The sequence below is a fragment of the Pseudomonas kairouanensis genome, assembly GCF_004682055.1.
Classification (GTDB): Bacteria; Pseudomonadota; Gammaproteobacteria; order Pseudomonadales; family Pseudomonadaceae; genus Aquipseudomonas; species Aquipseudomonas kairouanensis.
On the sequence record NZ_QUZU01000048.1, the window covers coordinates 1 to 18,714 of the forward strand.

The window sequence follows — 18,714 nt, forward strand, 5'->3', positions numbered from 1 at the left end:
AGCGGTATACGGCCAGTACCAGGTTGTTGGCCACCAGGGAGTCGGCGGTGGAGAAGAAGCCCAGGTTGCGCATGACGATGCGGCGCTCGTCGTCGGTCAGGCCTTCGGGGTTTTTCCACAGGGCGATGTCGGCGGTCATGTTGACCTCTTGCGGCATCCAGTGGTTGGCGCAGCCGTCGAGGTATTTTTGCCAGGCCCAGTCGTACTTGAAGGGCACGAGTTGGTTGAGGTCGGCGCGGCAGTTGATCATGCGCTTTTCGTCAACGGCGACGCGGGCGGCGGAGCCTTCGAGCTCGGCGAGGCCTTCGGCGACGTCGAGTTTGTCCAGGGCGGCCTTGGCACGCACGATGGCGGCCGAGTCGTTGGCGGTGACGTTGCGCGCTTCCAGTGCCGCAGCAGCGCCGGCACCGTCGAGGCGGTCCATGTTGGCTTCGCTTGCATGGCCGGCGTTGGCGCCCTTGATCACCGCTGCACCGGTGTCTTCGTTGTCGACTTCATCCCAACTCAGCATCGAAATATTCCTTCCTGGTCTGTTCTGACGGTGTGTGAACCCGTCCATAAATAGGCAATTTGCAGGCTTCAAGGCATTGAAATACTGCTCATAGTGTGGTCGGTAAATACCGATGCTGCACACTATGTAGTGGTGTGTTTTGTTTGTGGGCACACTATATGGGGTGTAACAAGGTTGGTCAACGCGACATCGTGTCATCGACACGTTGACCTGGGTGCGGTCCTGTCAGGGCAGGCACACGGTGGGGTCGCCCAGGGTCACCATGGCCAGGCGGTCCATGGCGAGGAGCTTGGCCTTGAGCATTTTGGCGACGGCGTCTGGTTTGTGGTTGTTGTAGGCCTTGACGCCGTTGGAGTGCTCCAGCAAATACCCCGCGACCGCTGAATAGTAGCCATCGATCGCCATGCCAATGGGTTGCCGTGGATTGGCATGCAGCGCGCGGGTCAGCGGATTGACGATCATCTGCTGAACCAGGACCTGCCCGGTATCGGGATCCCGTAGGGTCCAGTCGAAGGTCGGCTCGACATGCCCGACGAACGCCCCCAGCGGTTGCTTGGCGCCCAGCAGAGTACGTGGCAGCGAGGCGGTACAGGGGCCGATCTCGGCAACCTTGCCGAGCATTTCTCCCAGAGACGACTGCGGGTCCACCAGGCCTCTGAACTCCGAAGGTTTATCGGCCCCTGCGGAGCAGCAGGCATGGGCGTACCAAATCGCACCGCTAGGGTTCCAGTGTTGTTGCAGCATCTGTACGTTCAACAGGCTTTGGTCGACATCCACCAGCAGCCCCAATTGCGCCGCCAGCTGTGCTGGTGAGTCCAGCGGGAAGGTGGCGCCATGACTGGTGGTGAGCACAAACGCCGGTTGTGCCTGTTTCAGCGCCTGGTAGAAGCTTTGCAGCCGAGCTTGCTCATCGGTCAGGTAGGCGGGCGTAAACCCGTAGCCCGTCAATGTATCGGACACCCGCTTGGCGATGGTCTTGGCCATCAAATAGCTGATGTCCGGATGGCCGTGGTTGACCGCCCACACCACGGGCGTGTCGAAGTGGCGCGTGTTGCCTGGCCAGTGGTTGAGCAAACCGTTGATGTAGTTCTCCAGGCCTGCCTTGTCCAAGTCCAGGCGCCCGACAAAGGCGTCGGTCTGTAAGCGGTACTGGAAACTCCATGGAATCTCCTTGGGAGAGCCAATGATCAACAGGTAGCGCGGGACCTTGTAGTCACCGATGCCACGGTCGCCGGCCAGATGGGGGTCTGCCGGTGACTTATCGGCGAAGTAGCGACGAAGCTGGCCGGTATTGGCCAGCTCGCTGCGGTAGCGAAAAACTGGTGCATTACCGCGTTGCACCAGCAGCGCCTTGACACATTCGGGCGCATCTGCAGCCTGGGCTTTCTGTTCGTCTGTCCAGTCGTCACTGTCAGGCAACACCAAGCCCCAACCGACTTCCTTGTTTTGCCAATCTTCAAGGTCGGCGGCCGGAGGAACGACGCCGTCCAAGTTAAATTGGTCTTCACTGTCGACATTCACCGACAACGACCAGGCACTGGCAGTCGCAGACACGTCGCCGCTGGCTACCTTGTCGCCGCACCAGGCGTTGCTGAGCAGGTGTGATGGTTCATTAGCCATGGGTGAAGCCTCCTTGTGCGTTGGGCCGCTGATCTTGCGGAATATCGTCGAGTATCTTGTTCACGATTTCATCGGCCAGTTCAGGCGGGATTTTTGCCCCGGTGGCGATCAGCAGTTGGGCGGTGGTCCTCAGTCGCACAGCGTTATCGGCCGCAAGGGGGCGCACGAACAACTGAGCATCCACACTGCGCACATACAGCACCGGCAATGACCAATGGGGCGAGTTCGGCAGGTTGCCTGCCCGCGATTGAGCGATGGCGTCGCGCACGTAATACATGATCGGCGCCAGCTCCAGCGTGGTGCTTGCTTGGGTGTTGAGGTCGGTGCGTGCTTGCAGAATCGACACCAGGGTTTCGGGATAGAACGCCCGCGTAAACCGGTAGGCATCCGCCGACGTGACAGGCTCCATCATCGCCACAACTGCAGGGATCCCGGCGGCGCACACCTTCGCTGCCATGGAGGGTGCGGTTTGTGTCGCTTTACCACTGGAGCAGCAATTGAGCACCATCAACCAGGGGTTCTTCAGTGTCATGCCCAGTTTAGTCAGGTGCTGGGTGGTGACGGTCACCGAGCCATGAGGTACGGCGAGTGGATCGGCGTCGTGCCGGGTATGGTCGGCGCTGGTTGCCAGTTCCAGTTGCTGGCCGTTGCTGTCGCTGAGGCCATGGCAGAAAAAGTGCAGGATATGCGGCGACCAGTTACGAATGGCTTGGGTCAAGTCGCTGGCGTTGGACGGCATTGCCTCAACATTCACGTCGGCCAGGCCGGCGGCCACTTCGGCTCTAATGCTGTCATACAGGTCCTTGCGCCCCACCAGTATGTTTACGCTGATTTCCAGGCCGATTTTCCGGCCTTGGATAACGGCATCACGCAAGGCAGTCCATTCATTTTCCTGATCGTCAATGCCCAGCGCCGAGAGCACCACCATGATTCTGACCGGTGTGACCAACTCACTGGGCGGTATGGGATAGGCACTGGTTTGATTGACGATGCGTCCAATGGGCCAGCGCGAGTCCAATGCAACGAATTGATCACTGGTATTACACAGCATCTCCCAGTTGATCCGCTGGGACGATGCATCGTCGAGCATGATAAACAGCGGGCGTATATCGTTGAGGGGCAGCGTATTCATGGCATCAAGCACCTCGCAAATACCTTGGTGCGAGCGCAATGCATTACGCACCGCAGCGCCTCGCGCAAGCACGGCGTTTTGCTGGGTCAAGACTGCCAGGTGTTCAGGCGCCAGCGGAAACGGGCAGGGTGGATAGGGACCGTTGGTGGGGAAGGGGGTGCGCATCACCTGGGCGTACAGGGTGTCACCGTAGGCATCTATGGAAAGAACCGCGCGTGGATAGGGCATCACTGTTCTCCCTCATCGGCAATGGTGTGGCCGATGTCGTCATGCGTGCCTCGCTGCTCGGCTTCGCCCAAGGCCTGACGAAATTGCTGGATGGTTTGCATCGCAATGGACAAGTCTTGCAAGGCGATTTCCTCGGGGATCACCTCGTCGCGTATCAGCTTCTGGTAGTGCAGCTGGATCTGTTCAGCGGCGCGTTCGGTCGCCGCGATGGCGGGTGAAGTGCTGACGGCCGAAGGGGCAGAGTCGGCGGCTGGTGCATCAGTCTCCAGCGCGTAGGTGTCCAGCACGGTTTTCGCCTGTGCGGCATTGCGCGCATAGCGCACCGTGAGCGCCTCCACGTCCTGTTTGAGCTGATAACGGTCAGGTGGGGCAACGGCGCGCGTGAGCAAATAGGGCTGGCAGTACAGGTACAAGCTGGCATGGTTGTACGCGGGGATTTGCCCGCGGGGGGAGTGGATAAACCGGAAACCTTCCTCCAGCACGTCACAAGAGGCGCGCCTTGCGTCGAACATCATCATCGGTCCTGGCAGCTTCTGGGCGATTTCATCGGCCAGCACCCGCAAGCCCAGTGCGTTATCGCTGTCCGTCGGAAGACTGAAGGAACTGGCCCAGGCGCCAACCTGGATCAGAAAGTTAGTCAGTTCGACGGCGCCCACTGCCCCCGAGAGGAAGTCCTCGCTACGCCCGGTTGGCGCCTGGGCAAACAGCAGCGAACCCTGGCGCCCCGACAAATGCCCATGGCAAATGAAATGCACGGCATCGACACTGTAGCCGCTGAGTGCGGCGCGCATCCAGATCAGCCAAGGTGAGCGCAGGCTGCTGTCGGACAGCCCGCTGGCGGGGTACGCGTCGGTGGTGTAGACGATCACTTCGCAGTCCAGGTGCCCAGTGTGCAGATGCGCCGCCAGGTCACTGTCGGCAAACACATGCAGGCGCACTTCGCGGTCAACACCCCTGACGATGGCGCGCAGGGTGTCGAGCAGATCAGCCTCGGCAAAGGCTTTTTCACTGTTCAACGGGACGCTGGCGCACACCACCACGTCGAGCTGGTCGACGCTTTTTTGAGGCGGCGGAAAGATAAAGTCCGGCAGCATCAACACTGGAATCTGGTGTTCTTCAAGCACGCTTTCCCAAGGCAGAAAGTTCAGCGTGCCGCAGGGCTGTACCAGGTGCACCCATAGACATGAATACCCGGCACCGTGTTGTTGCCATTGCGCATTCAGAGCATCGTTGAGCCCGACGGGGAAGCCCAGTTTTAATTCGTCCGGTGCGTAAAGGGGAACCGAAGAGAGCAACCCGAAGGCCTCTTGCTCACCGCTCCACAACGGTGTGTCCACCAACACCGGCCCTTGATGGTGCTGCAGGGTGCAGACGACTTCTCCCCTGGGTTTGAGCTCGACTTTCAGGGTCACGATATCGTTCTGCTGTTTCAGAAAGTTGGCCATGACTAGCCCCTCTTATGGGTTACGCGTCCTGGCTTGACGCCAGGCTATACGCCAACCACCAGGTCGATGGGTTGCTGATATCGCCGTGGCCGCTGATCGTACGGCTGCCCTGGATGCCCACCACGCGACCACCGGCACCGAAGTCGTAAGCGTCCAGTGGGTCCTTGATGTAGGTCGCAGGCTCCTGGGGGGGCTGTGGGCCGAAACCTCCCAACGCCCCGTACTTGCTCGGTGAGCCGGCGGGAGAGGGTTGCTCGCCCAGGTCCAGGTCACGGCGCAGGGCCAAGTGGAAGGCCTGGCTCAACGCGCTGTCGCGGCTGCTGAAGGTTGCCACCACGGGGCGGGTGATACGTGCAAGGTTGACCCGGTAGCCGCCTTGCAGGGTGCTGTCGGGGATCTTTTCGGCGAAGGCATATTGGGAAATGGCTGGTTGCAGCAGCAACGCCGAATGGATCTTGCGCACGCCTGCGGGCAGGTTGGCGGTGGCGGACATCACCACTTTGCAGCCGTAGGAATGGCCAAGCAAATGCACGCTGGCCTCTGTGTTGGTGGCCAGGATATCGGCCAGTAACCGCGACACACCGGCGCTGCCCACTTTGCCGGCGCGGTCTTTCATTTGCCAGACGGTGAAGGGCTTGATCAATTGGCGCGGGTCAAGGGACTTGAGAGCATCAATGACGCCTGCGGGTGTCGGAGGGGTTTGCGGTACGTCGCGCACCACACCGAATTGGTCATAGTCAGGTTCAGGTTCGGCTGCGACGATGGCCGATACCAGCAGGTCCTGGGCACTGGGCGGGCTGCGTTGCAGGCCTTCATCGTCGTGCTGGCTCTTGAGCGCGTCGGCCAGGATGCCCGCCAGCTCACCGGCTTGTTGTGAGGTTAGCCTGGGCGTCTGGGCCAGTGTCAAAAACGCCTCGCGCTGCGTCGCCGGCAGCGACTGGGCAATGTCGAGCACTTGCTCGCGACCTTCCTCGATGGAGCCTGCGAAGCGTGGTCCGGTTTCATTGTCAAACCAGGCCAGGGCCTGGCTCGGCCAGAAGATCCCTACCAGCAATGGGTTGTAATTGTCCGGGACCTTCAACCCCAGGGCGGTACGCTGGCGGGTGTAGCCGTCGATGAAATTCGCATAACGAGCGCTGGCGACTTCCCAGCCGTTGTTCCAGCCATGGGAGAAGAAAAAGACATCGGTATGGCCAGCAAGATGGTCCAGCAAGTGCTGGCGGGTCAGCGGCGCTTCGCACTGACCGTCCTTGTCAAACGGCACGATGTAGTAGGGGAAGGTCTTGCCTTCGGCAGAGACGCAGTGCTTGAACGGTCCAACGGGCATCAACGCAGGCATATGCAGGTCCTCAAGGCTTATCTGAGCAACGAATTAACAGACGATCAGCGTAAGGATTGAGGTGAAGGAGCGAACGACAGCGACCTGATCTTCCTTGTCACGGCACTTTCCGCAATGGCTGTTTTCCGAGGGGTCGGTTAACGCCGGTTTGCTATTACGCAGCAGTAGATATAGCTGGCAATACGCAACACGCAAGGCGCTTCGGCGGATTTTCACCGGGGTGTGATTGAAAGCACCAGCGCCTGTTTCGTGGGTGTTACACAAGGGGCGGACGACAGTCAAAACCTTGTAAAAAGAAGCCCGCCGGCATCATGGACGTCGGCGGGTGTTGAATGCCGGGAGCGACTAGAAATCGGCGATAAACTGCACACCGCCCACCACGGCACCGCTGGTTTGTGTAAGCCCGCCGGGGTACTTCACGTATTGCAGGTTGGGCCGCACCATCAGCCATTTCGTGGCCTGCACGCCGTAGTTGATCTCGTAGCTGTACTCACGGCGCTGCTCGGGCACGTAGAGCGGGTCGTCGATGGACGTGACGCCGTTGGCGGTATTGAGCATCTGGGTGTTGCGGGTGTAGCGGTCGCTGACTTGCAGTTTGGACGCGCCCAGGCCAAAGGTATCGTCGGGGCGTGCGTCGAACGGGCCACGGTAGATGAGGCCGACCTGGATCAGGTTCTTGATCACGCTCTTGTCAGGATCGTTGACCGTGAGGTTGGCGAACACGTTGAGCCCGCGCTTGTTGTTGCCATCCACGGTGGTCAATTGCTGCTGGCCCGACAGCCACCATCCGCTGTTGCTGGAATACATCCGATACGGCTTTTGGGAGCTGGCGGCATAGTTGCCATCGGCGTCCTTGAGCATGTCCTTGGTGTCGGCGTTGGCGTAGTAGTAACCGGCGTGGTACTCCGATTTAAGGCCGTTGATTTGCGCTTTCCAGATCGCTTCGATGGGAAAGCTGGTGCCCTGGGAGCCGCTGATAAACGGCTTGAAGCCATTGCTGGCTTCGGCGTTGCCGGGGTTTTTGTCATAAGCGCCGACCTGCATTGCGAACTCATCGGTGAACTGGTACTTGGCGCGCACTGCCCACTGGCTGATGGGGAAGCTGTTCCACACACCGTTCCAGTTGCCTTCCTGGGAACCGCACAGGGTGACGTTCTGGAATTCGCAGGGGAACTGGTCGAAATCTTCACCGTGGCCGAAGCGGCCGAGTTTGAGGGCGAATTTTTTGTCGAAGAATTTTTGCTCGTACCAGAACTGCGACAGCCGCCAGGCATTGCCGCCGCCGAACACTTCCATGGTGGAGGTCAGGCCGGTGGCGTTGGGCTGGTGCACGCGGTCGTTGGTGATGTCCTTGCCATGGCGCTCGCCGATACCGATGCGAAAGGTCGCGTCCTGCCAGCCCAGCAGTTTTTGCAAGTCCATATCGACGCCGAGGATCAGTTGGTCGCTCCAGCGTGCGGTGGTGTGGGAGTTGTAGCCGCCACCGAGGTTGGAGCCGACTTCGCCGACGTATTTGAGGGTGAAGTCGTAGCCTTGTTCGGCCAGTTGCGGGCGCAGGCCGTTCCAGTCGCCGAGCATGGCGGGGGAGTTTGGGTCGAGCAAACCCGCGCTGTAGGCACAGGTGGACATGGCGCTGCACAGCAGGGCCAGGGGGAGGGTGGTACGCATGGAAACGCTCCTTGGATTGTTGTTTTTATTGGGGTACTACACAAAACCCAGGCACACAGAGGCCCCTTGTGGGAGGGGGCTTGCTCCCGATAGCAGTGGCTCAGTCGGTACATGTGTGACTGATACACCGGCATCGGGAGCAAGCCCCCTCCCACATTGGAACTGTGGTGTTGGGGAGAGAGCGGGGTGTTACTGGAGGTTTACGTACAGGCCGCCATCCACCAGCAGCGACGCACCGGTCACGTAACGCGCCATGTCCGAGGCAAGGAAGACGATGGGCCCGGCGATGTCATCCGGCTCACCCAGGCGACCCAGCGGTGTGCGCGAGGTCATGTAGGCAAGCTTCTCCTCATCGGCCAAGTCCTCCTTGTTGATATCGGTGGCGATAGTGCCCGGCAGCACCGAGTTGCAGCGAATGCCATACGGCCCCAGCGCAATCGCGCAGGACTGCATCAGCGAATGCAGCCCGGCCTTGGTCGGCGTGTAGTGGGTTTGCATGCCGCCGCCCACCAGGGCGCTGATGGAGCTGACCGCGATGATCGCGCCGCCACGGCCTTGGTTCTTCATTTGGTTGGCCGCTGCCTGCACGGCGAAGTAGGCGCCGTTGAGGTTGGTGTTGACGGTTTTGAGGTAGACCTCGCGGGGCATGTCGAGGAATGAGTGGAACGGGCAGATCCCGGCGTTGTTGACGAACACGTCGACACTGCCAAAGGCCTTCACCGCACCGGCCACCAGTTTGTCGCCGGTGTCCGGGTCGGCCGCATCGCCACCGACTTCGACGGCCTGGCCGCCGAACGCCTTGATCTCTTCAATCAACGAATAAGCGGCTTCAGTACCCTGGCCGCTGCCGCTGTGGCCGATCACCACGCGGGCACCCTGGCGGGCACATTCACGGGCGGCGGCGCGGCCGATGCCACGGGAGGCGCCGGTGATGATCACGGTTTTGTCTGCAAGCAACATAAGGAACTCCTTCAAGAAATAAGCGGCATCAGCCGAGGTAATTGCCGTAGCCGACCATGGCGATTGCGCCCAGGATCACGGCAATGCCCGCCACCAGCACGCCCTTGTTGGCCGCGCTGGTGCCGTGCCATTCACGGAAATACAGGCCCCAGCAGTTGGAGACGATGATGATGAACGACATGTGCAGCACCCAGGAACTGGCGTCGTTTTGCAGGCGGCTTTCGCCCATGCCGTAGAAAAAGAACTGCAAGAACCACAACGTACCGGCGACGGCCACCAGCAGGTAGTTGCCCAGCAGCGGGGTGCTGCGGTCGACGTAATTGTGGAACGTGCGGTTGCGCCAGTTCAGCCACAGGCACCAGATGCCGTTGGTGGTCAGCCCGCCCCACATGATCACCATGAAGGTCACGTTGTTCTGGAACAGGCTGTTGGCGCCATGCTCCACTGCTGCGGCAGCCAGCGGGCGCCCGGCGGAAATGCCGTAGCTGAAACATGCGCTCAGCACGCCCGAGATCACCGCCACCAGCATGCCCTTGCCCAGGGAGAATTCACTGACACTGGCGAACTTCACCGCCTGGGACACTTCCCGTTCCTTGATCAACCCGGCCTTGCCGCACACCGCAATGCCGACCAGCGACACCGCCACGCCCCACAGCACCCAATGCCCGCCCTGGGAGGCCAGCATCGAGGTCAGGGTGCCTTCGGTCTCGGTGGTGAACAGGTCGCGGTACAGCGCCGGCATCAACGCGCCGAGCGCCGAGGTGAGGCCCATGATCAGCGACATGCCCAGGGACAGGCCGAGGTAGCGCATGGTCAGGCCAAACGTCAGCCCACCGATGCCCCACAGCACGCCGAACATATAGGTCCATAGCAGGGTGCTGGTGTCGGCATCGCGCAGGATCTGCACCCAGCCCGGTACCGTCAATTGCGCCGCAATCAGTGGCACGATCAGCCAGGACACCAGTCCGCCGGTGATCCAATAGCTTTCCCAGGCCCAGCCGCGGACCTTTTTGTAGGGGATGTAGAAACTGCCGGAAGCGAAGCCGCCGATAAAGTGCAGAATCACACCAAGGAGAATGATTTCCACGTAGTCGAATCCTTTTTATTGTTGTTGTGGGTCAGTTGGTTCAGGGGCGCGTCAGTTCGAACATCGGCAGCAGGTCGACACTGATCGGCGAGGCATCGGCATGGCTGGGCATGATGTCTTGCATGTAGCTCCACCAGCGTTGCATCAAGGCGGTGCCGGGCAGTTCATCCAGGCCGTGGGCGTCCTCGTGGGTCAGCGTGGCGAACAGGGCGTTGGCGTCTTCGTCGAGGAAGATGCGGTAATCCACCACGCCAGCATCCAGCAGCGCCTGGGCCAGTTCGGGCCAGATCTCATCGTGGCGGCGCCGGTATTCATTGGCCTGGCCGGGGTTGAGGTTCATGCGAAAGGCGCGGGTCTGCATCATTGCGCTCCGTGGGTCGGTGTGTAGATACGCACCGCGTTATGCAGGAAGAACTTGGCTTGCACCGCTTCGGGCTTGTCGGCCATGCAGCGTTTTACGAGCCCCAGGGTGGTGGCGAAATCCGCCAGGTGATCGCTGTTGGGCCAGTCGCTGCCGAAGAAGCAGCGGTCTTCACCAAAGGCTTCCCACAACGCGGCGAGGCGGTCGTTGTAGAACGCGGTGTCGGTGATCAAGCCTTGCGGGCCTGTCTGGGGAATTTCCGCCAGCTTGGCGAACACATTCGGCCGTTCGGCCAGGCGCAGCAGGTCGGCGTGATACACCGCCTCTTCACCTTTTGGCACCTGGGCGTTGGGCAAGTGATCGACGATGATGCGCAGTTCAGGCACGGCATCGCTTAAGTGCAGCAGCGCCTTGATCAAGCGCGGGTTCGGGTTGGCGCTGTCCAGGCTGCGGCCGCTCGCGGCGAGTTGGCGCAGGCCGTCGATAAAACCTGGCCGCGTCCGGTCTTCCAATAAGTCGCGGTCCCACAGGTTGCCGTAGCGCAGGCCCAGGAACAGCGGTTCATCGGCCAGCGTATCGAGGTCGGCGACGAAGCCTTCGTGCAGTGGGTCGAGGTTGCCAACAAAGCCAAGCATGCGTGGCTCATTGCGCAAGGTCTCCAGCAGCCAGCGGTTGTCGTCACGCCACGGGCTGGCTTCAACCGCAATCGCACCGACCACGTTGTGTTGGCTGGCCAGGGCCCAATAATCCGTCGGTAAATGCGCGGCATATAACCGGTTGCCCGGCTCGGGCCAAGGGATTCCCTGGGGGCGGCGCGGGTCGAACAGGTGCAGATGGCTGTCGATGATCGGGCCGCTGTAGGGTGTCAGGGGCATGGGGGCAGTCCTTATCACAAGCACATTTGGAAGGGCCCGCACGCTACCGTGCCCGGGCCCGTTTAACCAGATCAGCTCTGCAGGTACACCACATGGGTGTGGGTGTATTCGTACAAGCCGTGCTTACCATCGGCACCGCCGACCCCGGATTTACGCACGCCGGCATGGAAGCCTTGCATGGCCTCGAAGTTCTCGCGGTTGACGTAGGTTTCGCCAAAGTCGATCTCGCGCACCGCGTGCATGGCCTTGCCCAAATCGCGGGTGTAGATCGACGAGGTCAGGCCATAGTCGCAGTCATTGGCCAGGGCGATGGCTTCGTCCAGGTCGTCGACGATCTGGATTGGCAGCACCGGGCCGAAGATCTCTTCGCGCATGATCTCCATGTCGGCGCGGCAACCGGCCAATACGGTGGGCTGGAAGTGAAAGCCCGCACCGAGGTCGGCAATCTGCCCGCCGCTCACCAGGGTGGCGCCCTGGCTCAATGCGGTGCGCACCTTGCGGTTGACGTTGTCCAGGCCCTGGCGGTTGATCAGCGGGCCCATTTCCACATCGGCCTGGGCGATGGGGTCACCGTAGCGGGTGGCCGACATGGCTGCGCTGATGCGCTCGATAAACTGGTCGGCGACCTTGCGCTCCACGTACACCCGCTCGGCGCAGTTGCACACCTGGCCGGTGTTGATGATGCGCGAATCGCGGATGGCCTTGACCGCCAGATCCAGGTCGGCATCCGCCAGCACGATGGCCGGCGCCTTGCCGCCCAGTTCCAGGTTGAGCTTGGTGATGTTCGGCGCCGCAGCGGTCATGATCCGCGACCCTGTGGCCACGCTGCCGGTGAAGCTGATCATGTCCACGCCCTTGTGGGACGTGAGTGCGCCGCCGACCTGGCCGTCGCCGCAGACCACGTTGAACACGCCGGCGGGCAGGTCGGTTTCGGCCACCAGCTTGGCGAACTCAAAGCAGTTGTTGGGAGTTTCTTCGCTGGGCTTGATCACGATGGTGTTGCCGGTGAGCAACGCCGGGGCCATTTTGCGTGCGATCAAAAAGAACGGGAAATTCCACGGCAGGATCCCAGCCACCACGCCCAGGGGCTTGCGGAACAGGAAGATGTTTTCGTTGGGACGGTCGCTGGTGATGATCTCGCCTTCGATGCGCCGCGCCCACTCGGCCATGTAGTCGAGGTAGTCGGCGGTGAAGTTCACTTCCACTTCGGCCAGGCCGCTGACCTTGCCTTGTTCCAGGGTGATGGTGCGCGCCAGGTGCGCAACGTTCTCGCGCAGCTTGGCGGCGATGCGGCGCAGGTGCCCGGCGCGTTCAATGGCGGGTTTGCGCCCCCAGTCTTTTTGCGCATGGCGGGCGGCGGCGAGGGCCTGGTCGACATCGGCGGCGGTGGCTGCGGGCACCTTGGACAGCAGCGCGCCAGTGGCCGGGTTGAGCACATCGATGTGGGCTTCGCTTGGCACGAAGCGGCCATTGATGAAGTTCTGGTACACGGGAACGGATGACATGGGCAGCTCCTTAATAGGTACGCGACGGGGCTTTGCTTTCGGCAAGCGGGCGGTAACGGGCGAGGGTGGCCAGGGCGCTCTGGCGCAGCAGGCTGATGTCGATGGCCACCGCGATAAAACGGCAACCCCAGGCCTGGTAGCGGCGGGCGTCCTCTTCGTTGGGCGCGAGGATGCCGCACACCTTGCCGGCGGCGAGGGTAGCGTCCACGGCGTGCTTGATGCGCTCCTGCACCTCCGGGTGGCCGGGGTTGCCGGCGTGGCCGAGGCCGATGGACAGGTCAGCCGGGCCGATAAAGACTGCGTGCACGCCCTCGACGGCGGCAATCGCCTCGACGTTTTCTACACCGAGGCGCGACTCCACTTGCACGATCAGGCACAGCTCTTGGTGGGCAGTGTTGAGGTAGTTGTCCACGCCGTCCCAGCGTGTGGCGCGGGTCAGGCCGCCGCCGACACCCCGGATGCCGTGGGGCGGATAGCGCATAGCGCGTACCAGGGCCTGGGCCTGTTCGGCGGTTTCCACCATCGGGATCATCAGCGTTTGCGCACCGACGTCGAGCAGTTGCTTGATCAGGCTGGCGTCGCCATTTACCGCACGCACCACGGGCGCGGTGGTATAGGGCGCCACCGTCTGCAGTTGGTTGAGCACGCTGGGCACGGTGTTCGGTGCGTGCTCGCCGTCGATCAGCATCCAGTCGTAGCCCAGGCTGGCGACGATCTCGGCGGCGTAGCCGGTGGCGAAACCGGCCCAGATGCCGTACTGGGTGGCGTCCTGAGCCAGGGCGGCCTTGAAGCCATTGCGGGGCATGTTCATGGCAGGTTCCCTTAGCGGTTGTATGGACGGTGCAGTTGGCAATCCGGGTTCAGGTCAACGCCGAAGCCCGGCTTGTCCAGCGCCGACAGACGCATACGGCCGTTCACCGGCACCGGCTCGCCAAGCAGTTGCGGGTGGAACATCGGCACCACTTCATCGGCCTTGGGCGCCATCATCAGGAACTCGGCGAACGGGCTGTTATGGCGGGTGGCAACAAAGTGGTAGCTGTAGACCGACGAGCCGTGAGGCACCACCAGCGCGTTGTGGGCATCGGCCAGGGCGGAGATTTTCACCAGCTCAGTGAGCCCGCCGCACCAGCCCACGTCCGGCTGGATAATGTCGCAGCAGCCCATCTCCAGCAGCATGCGGAAACCCCAGCGCGTGGCTTCGTGTTCGCCGGTGGTCACCAACATGCCCTTGGGCACGTTGTTGCGCAGGGCGGCGTAGCCCCAGTAATCGTCCGGCGAGAGTGCCTCTTCGATCCACTTGAGCCCATGCTCATGGGCGCCGATGGCCAACTTGGTGGCGTAGTTCAAGTCCAGGCTCATCCAGCAGTCGAGCATCAGCCAGAAGTCCGGGCCGACCCGCTCGCGCATGGTGGCCAGTTCTTCGAGGTTCTTGCGCAGGCCTTCTTCGCCTTCGCTGGGGCCGTGGTGCAGGGGCATCTTGCCGCCGATAAAGCCCATTTTCTGTGCCAGGTCCGGGCGCGCGCCGGTGGCATAGAACTGCAACTCGTCACGCACGGCGCCGCCGAGCAATTGATGCACCGGCTCCTGGCGGATCTTGCCGAGCAGGTCCCACAGCGCCAGGTCCACGCCGGAGATCGTATTGATCACCAGGCCCTTGCGGCCGTAGTAGAGGGTGGACTGGTACATCTGGTCCCAGATTTTTTCGATATCGGTGACGCGGGCGCCTTCGATAAAGCGCGCCAGGTGTTTCTCGACGATATAGGCCGCCGGTTCACCGCCGGTGGTCACCGCAAAACCCACGGTGCCGTCGCTGGCTTCGATCTCGACCACCAGGGTGCCAAGTACGTTGATGCCGAAGCTGCGGCGGCTCTGGCGATACTCCGGGTATTTGCTCATCGGCGTGGAGATATGGTCGTCGATCCAGTGGCCGTCGCCCTGGTCGTGGTAGTCGGCGCCGCCGCCTCGCAGAACAAAGGCGCGGACGTGTTTGATGGTGAGGTTGCCCATGGTGTGACTCCTGGTTTTAAACAGTGGCCGGCGTATTCGACGCAGTGCGGCCGGGTGAATGGATGCCCAGTACCAGCAATGCCGCGAGTACCGTGGTGGCGGACAGCAGGTACAGGCCGGCTGCCGGGGAGTGGAAGGCGCCTTCGGCCCAATGCTTGAGCACCGGGGCGATAAAACCGCCGAGGGCACCGAACGAATTGATCAATGCAATACCGGCGGCGGCTGCGCTGCCGGCCAGGTAGCTCGACGGAAAGGTCCAGAACACCGGCTGCACCGCGATAAAACCCGACGCGGCAAAGCACAGGGCGAGCATGCCCAGCAGCGGGCTGGCGAAGGTCACCGAGCAGGCGATGCCGGCGGCGGCCATCAGCAGGGTGAGGCAGGCGGTCTGGCGGCGCAGGCCGGTGCGGTCGGAATAGGCCGGGATCCACCAGGCGGCGAACAATGCGCACAGCCAGGGCACCGCCGAGACCAGCCCGACCATCAGGCCGACTTTGGTGCCCAGCAGGCCACCGACTTGGGTGGGCAGGTAAAACACCACGCCGTACACGCTGGCCTGGATCAACAGGTAGATCAGGCACAGGTACAGCACTGAGGGCTGGCACAGCACCTTGAGCAGGCTGTGGCCGTGGGAGGTTTTGTGTTGGTCTTCCTGGTCCAGCAGGCTCTGGATTTGCTGGCGCTCATCCGGGCTGAGCCATTTGGCGTCGGCGGGGCGGTTGTCCAGGTAGAAGTAGGCCCAGATGCCCACCGCCGAGGCCATCAAGCCCTCGACCGCAAACAGCCATTGCCAGCCATGAATGCCTGCCCAGCCGTCCATTTCCAGCAGCAGGCCAGACAGCGGGCTGCCGAAGATAAACGCCAGCGGCGCACCAAAGTAGAAGAAGCCCATGGCCTTGCCGCGCACGGCCTGGGGGAACCAGTAGGTGAGGTACAGGATCACGCCGGGGAAAAAGCCAGCTTCGGCCACCCCCAGCAGGAAGCGCAGGATGTAGAAACTGGTTTCGTTGTGGGCAAACACCATCGCCGCCGAGACCAGGCCCCAACTGACCATGATGCGGCACATCCACAGGCGGGCGCCGACACGGTGCAGGATCAGGTTGCTCGGTACTTCCAGCAGCGCGTAGCCGACGAAGAACACCCCGGCGCCGAACGCGAAGGCGGCATCGCTCAAGCCGGTGTCGGCCTGGAAGGCTTGTTTGGCGAACCCGACATTGGCGCGGTCGAGAAACGCCATGATGTACATCAACAGCAGAAAGGGCAGCAGCCGCCAGGAAATCTTGGCGAGCAGGGGCGCGGGCAGGGTTTTCATAGGGGCAGTCCGGTGTTTTGTTCTTATGGGCCGGACTGTACGGCGGGCGAGCAATGCGCTACAAATCGAATCTCGCTTACAAGTGATACCTTCAGGGTATCGATAAAAAGGGTAACCCATGCGTAGTCCCAGCCTGTTCAACCGCCTGCGCTACAAGCACCTGCATATGCTGGTGGCGCTCAGTTCCAGTCAGAACCTGCATCGCGCCTCCCAGGCCCTGAACATGTCGCAACCGGCCGCGACGCGCATGCTGCGCGAGATCGAGGACATGTTTGGCTGCGACCTGTTCGAGCGTTTGCCTCGGGGCATGCGGCCCACCGCCCTCGGCCAGGAGCTGATCCGCTTCGCCGAGTCAGCCTTGAGCGGCCTGGATCGCTGTGCCGAAGACTTGAGCGCCCGCCAGCAAGGCGGCTATGGCTACTTGTCGATCGGCACCATCATGGGCGCCGCGCCGGACCTGGTGATGGACTCCATCGCCCAGATCAAGACGCTGAACCCGCAATTGCGTATCCGCATCATGGGGGACACCAGTGACCAAGTGATCCAGTTGCTCGAACAGGGGCGCATCGACCTGGGGATCACCCGACGCAACGCCGCCACCGACAGCGAGCATTACACCTTCGAACCCCTGGGCAATGAACGCATGCTGGTGGTGGTGCACGCCGGGCACCCGCTGGTACAGCGTGAGCATCTGGAGTTGGCGGAGTTGGTGAGCGACTGGCCGTGGATCCTGCAACCGCAGACCAGCCCGGCGCGCATCGGCTTCGACCAGGCCTTGCAAGACCTGGCGCTGCCCAGCCCGGCGGACGTGATCGAATGCAATTCGATTTATTCGATGCAGCAACTGATCCAATTGACCGACGCGGTGATGGTGCTTTCGGAAAGTGCCCTGCGCGACTACCTGAAAATGGGCCTGGTGGTGGCCTTGCCCGTGGCCCTGGACGTGCGCCTGGCGCCCTTTGGCCTCTTGCTGCGCAAGGGCGAAGGTGTAAGCCGGGAACTGGGGTTGTTTATCGACCTGCTGCGGCAGAAAGCGGCGATGTTGTAGACGCAATGTTGAAAAGATCATGGTATGCCGACACGATATTAAATAGAATGAATCTCATTTGAGACTCAGTCGCGCCGCGCAGGTTGCTTGCCATGAATGATGCTGTTGCTCCGACCCACGGCCCCGAACCGACCCTGTCGAGCCTGTACCGCGACCATCGCAGCTGGCTCGAAAGCTGGCTGCGCCGGCGCCTGGGCAATGCCTGGGATGCGGCGGACCTGAGCCAGGATACGTTCCTGCGCGTGCTGGCCAGTGCCCAGCCCATTGCGCAGATGCAGGAACCGCGGGCGTACCTGGTGACGGTGGGCAAGCGCCTGCTGGTCAACTTTCATCAGCGGCGCAGCCTTGAACAAGCCTATCTCAATGCCTTGGCTACCTTACCCGAAGCCTGCGTGCCGTCGCCGGAGCAGCGTTGGTTGATGCTCGAAACCCTCCAGGCGCTCGACGAATTGCTCGACGGCCTGCCGGCGCTGGTGCGCCGCGCGTTCCTGTGGAGCCAGCTCGAAGGCCTGGGTTACCGCGAGATTGCCGAGCGCCTGGACGTGTCCGAGCGCACCGTTAAACGCTACATGGCCCAGGCCTACGAGCATTGCCTGCTGGTGGACCTGTGAGCCGTGACGTCGCACGCGCCGCCGCCCAGTGGTTGGCGTTGCTGGAGTCCGGCGCGGCCACAGAGCGCGATCACGCGGCCCTGCAGCACTGGCGCGACAGCCACCCCCAACACGAACAGACCTGGCAGAAAGCCCAGGCCCTGCGCCAGCGATTCAGCGGCTTGCCCCACGCCTTGGCGATGGCCAGCCTCGACCGTCCGCAACCTGCGCGGCGTGCAGTGCTCAAGCGTGCGCTGGGGATCGCGGCCTTGGTACCTGCGGCGTGGCTGATCAGCCGCCAACTGCCCATCGAAGCCTGGCGTGCCGACCTGCACACCGCCACGGGTGAACGCAGGCGCCTGTCATTGGCCGATGGCGCCAGCTTGCAACTCAATACCGCCAGCGCAGTGGACGTGGCGCCTCGACGCATTTCCCTGGTGGAGGGCGAGATGGCGCTGAGCGTGCCGGGTACGCAGGCCATCACCGTCCATACCCGCTATGGCGAGCTCAGCGTGAGCCAGGCGCAAGTCTGCGTGCGACAGCTGGCGAGCGGTTGCCGGGTGTCGGTGCTCAAGGGCACGGTGCAAGTGCGCGACCTGAACGGGCAGTTGGCGACCCTGCAAGGCGGGCAGCAAGCACCGCTCAAAGCCAGCGGGCTCGGTGCCTGGGCACCGTTTGATGTACTGCAACTGGGCTGGCGCGATGGCGTGCTGACGGCGCAGAACCAACCGCTGGGGGATTTTTTGCGGGAGTTGGAGCGTTATCGGCCTGGCGTGTTGCGATGGGACCCGCGTCTGGAACCGCTGCGTGTAACCGGCAGCTTTCGCCTCGACGACACAGACCGAATTCTTAACCTGCTGGCCTCGACATTGGGCTTCGAAGTGCAGGCGCGGACACGTTATTGGGTCACCCTAAGCTGAAATCTCCACAAACCTCCTGTGGGAGCGGGCTTGCTCGCGAAAGCGGTGTGTCAGTCAATATATCCATCACTGACCCATTGCCTTCGCGAGCAAGCCCGCTCCCACA

The 18,714-nt window shown here is 62.2% G+C and carries 17 protein-coding genes; 3 read left to right on the forward strand and 14 right to left on the reverse strand.

The window, feature by feature from the left end; translation table 11 throughout:
• From DYL59_RS26520 to DYL59_RS26585, 14 genes are all read right to left on the reverse strand, one after another.
• Positions 1-511 (reverse strand): ribonucleotide-diphosphate reductase subunit beta (locus DYL59_RS26520; RefSeq protein WP_193557583.1); only part of this gene is annotated, 511 nt, incomplete at its 3' end.
• 225 nt (positions 512-736) lie between these two features.
• Positions 737-2,131, reverse strand: a complete 1,395-nt coding sequence (locus tag DYL59_RS26525) for a hypothetical protein (RefSeq protein ID WP_135291801.1) — start codon at positions 2,129-2,131, stop codon at positions 737-739.
• Positions 2,124-3,491, reverse strand: coding sequence for a CHAT domain-containing protein (locus tag DYL59_RS26530; RefSeq protein ID WP_135291802.1), 1,368 nt, complete (start codon positions 3,489-3,491; stop codon positions 2,124-2,126). Before DYL59_RS26530 ends, DYL59_RS26525 begins: the two co-directional genes overlap by 8 nt.
• On the reverse strand, positions 3,491-4,936 hold the full coding sequence (locus DYL59_RS26535) for a hypothetical protein (RefSeq protein ID WP_135291803.1): 1,446 nt from the start codon (positions 4,934-4,936) through the stop codon (positions 3,491-3,493). The genes DYL59_RS26530 and DYL59_RS26535 overlap by 1 nt, the downstream gene beginning before the upstream one ends.
• A 19-nt stretch (positions 4,937-4,955) precedes the next feature.
• On the reverse strand, positions 4,956-6,275 hold the full coding sequence (locus DYL59_RS26540; RefSeq protein ID WP_135291804.1) for an alpha/beta fold hydrolase: 1,320 nt from the start codon (positions 6,273-6,275) through the stop codon (positions 4,956-4,958).
• A 345-nt stretch (positions 6,276-6,620) separates the two neighbouring features.
• Complete coding sequence (locus DYL59_RS26545; RefSeq protein ID WP_135291805.1) at positions 6,621-7,943, reverse strand: carbohydrate porin; 1,323 nt, start codon at positions 7,941-7,943, stop codon at positions 6,621-6,623.
• 189 nt (positions 7,944-8,132) lie between these two features.
• The gene (locus DYL59_RS26550) at positions 8,133-8,903 is read right to left on the reverse strand and encodes an L-rhamnose 1-dehydrogenase Lra1 (protein WP_135291806.1); all 771 of its coding nucleotides are present in this window, start codon (positions 8,901-8,903) and stop codon (positions 8,133-8,135) included.
• A 28-nt stretch (positions 8,904-8,931) separates the two neighbouring features.
• A complete protein-coding gene (gene rhaT, locus DYL59_RS26555) occupies positions 8,932-9,990 on the reverse strand; it encodes an L-rhamnose/proton symporter RhaT (RefSeq protein WP_135291807.1) in 1,059 nt (352 codons plus the stop codon).
• A 40-nt stretch (positions 9,991-10,030) separates the two neighbouring features.
• Positions 10,031-10,351 carry an L-rhamnose mutarotase gene (gene rhaM / locus DYL59_RS26560; RefSeq protein WP_202877208.1) on the reverse strand — a complete coding sequence of 107 codons (321 nt, stop codon included), beginning with the start codon at positions 10,349-10,351 and terminating at the stop codon, positions 10,031-10,033.
• Positions 10,351-11,226, reverse strand: a complete 876-nt coding sequence (locus DYL59_RS26565; protein ID WP_135291808.1) for an amidohydrolase family protein — start codon at positions 11,224-11,226, stop codon at positions 10,351-10,353. The genes rhaM and DYL59_RS26565 overlap by 1 nt, the downstream gene beginning before the upstream one ends.
• Positions 11,227-11,297: 71 nt before the next feature.
• Positions 11,298-12,731, reverse strand: a complete 1,434-nt coding sequence (aldA, locus tag DYL59_RS26570; RefSeq protein WP_135291809.1) for an aldehyde dehydrogenase — start codon at positions 12,729-12,731, stop codon at positions 11,298-11,300.
• 10 nt (positions 12,732-12,741) lie between these two features.
• Positions 12,742-13,542 (reverse strand): HpcH/HpaI aldolase family protein, encoded by an 801-nt coding sequence (locus DYL59_RS26575; protein ID WP_135291810.1) that lies wholly within the window; start codon positions 13,540-13,542, stop codon positions 12,742-12,744.
• Positions 13,543-13,553: 11 nt separating this feature from the next.
• Positions 13,554-14,738, reverse strand: a complete 1,185-nt coding sequence (rhmD, locus tag DYL59_RS26580; RefSeq protein ID WP_135291811.1) for an L-rhamnonate dehydratase — start codon at positions 14,736-14,738, stop codon at positions 13,554-13,556.
• 16 nt (positions 14,739-14,754) lie between these two features.
• Positions 14,755-16,050: an MFS transporter gene (locus DYL59_RS26585; RefSeq protein WP_135291812.1), complete on the reverse strand. Its 1,296-nt coding sequence runs from the start codon at positions 16,048-16,050 to the stop codon at positions 14,755-14,757.
• 118 nt (positions 16,051-16,168) lie between these two features.
• On the opposite strand from DYL59_RS26585, the gene DYL59_RS26590 reads away from it, so the two are divergent.
• The 3 genes from DYL59_RS26590 (at position 16,169) to DYL59_RS26600 (ending at position 18,608) form a co-directional block, all read left to right on the forward strand.
• Positions 16,169-17,098, forward strand: coding sequence for a LysR family transcriptional regulator (locus DYL59_RS26590; RefSeq protein WP_135291813.1), 930 nt, complete (start codon positions 16,169-16,171; stop codon positions 17,096-17,098).
• 92 nt (positions 17,099-17,190) lie between these two features.
• Positions 17,191-17,709 (forward strand): sigma-70 family RNA polymerase sigma factor, encoded by a 519-nt coding sequence (locus tag DYL59_RS26595; protein ID WP_135291814.1) that lies wholly within the window; start codon positions 17,191-17,193, stop codon positions 17,707-17,709.
• Positions 17,706-18,608: a FecR domain-containing protein gene (locus DYL59_RS26600; RefSeq protein ID WP_135291815.1), complete on the forward strand. Its 903-nt coding sequence runs from the start codon at positions 17,706-17,708 to the stop codon at positions 18,606-18,608. Before DYL59_RS26595 ends, DYL59_RS26600 begins: the two co-directional genes overlap by 4 nt.
• Positions 18,609-18,714: the final 106 nt, after the last annotated feature.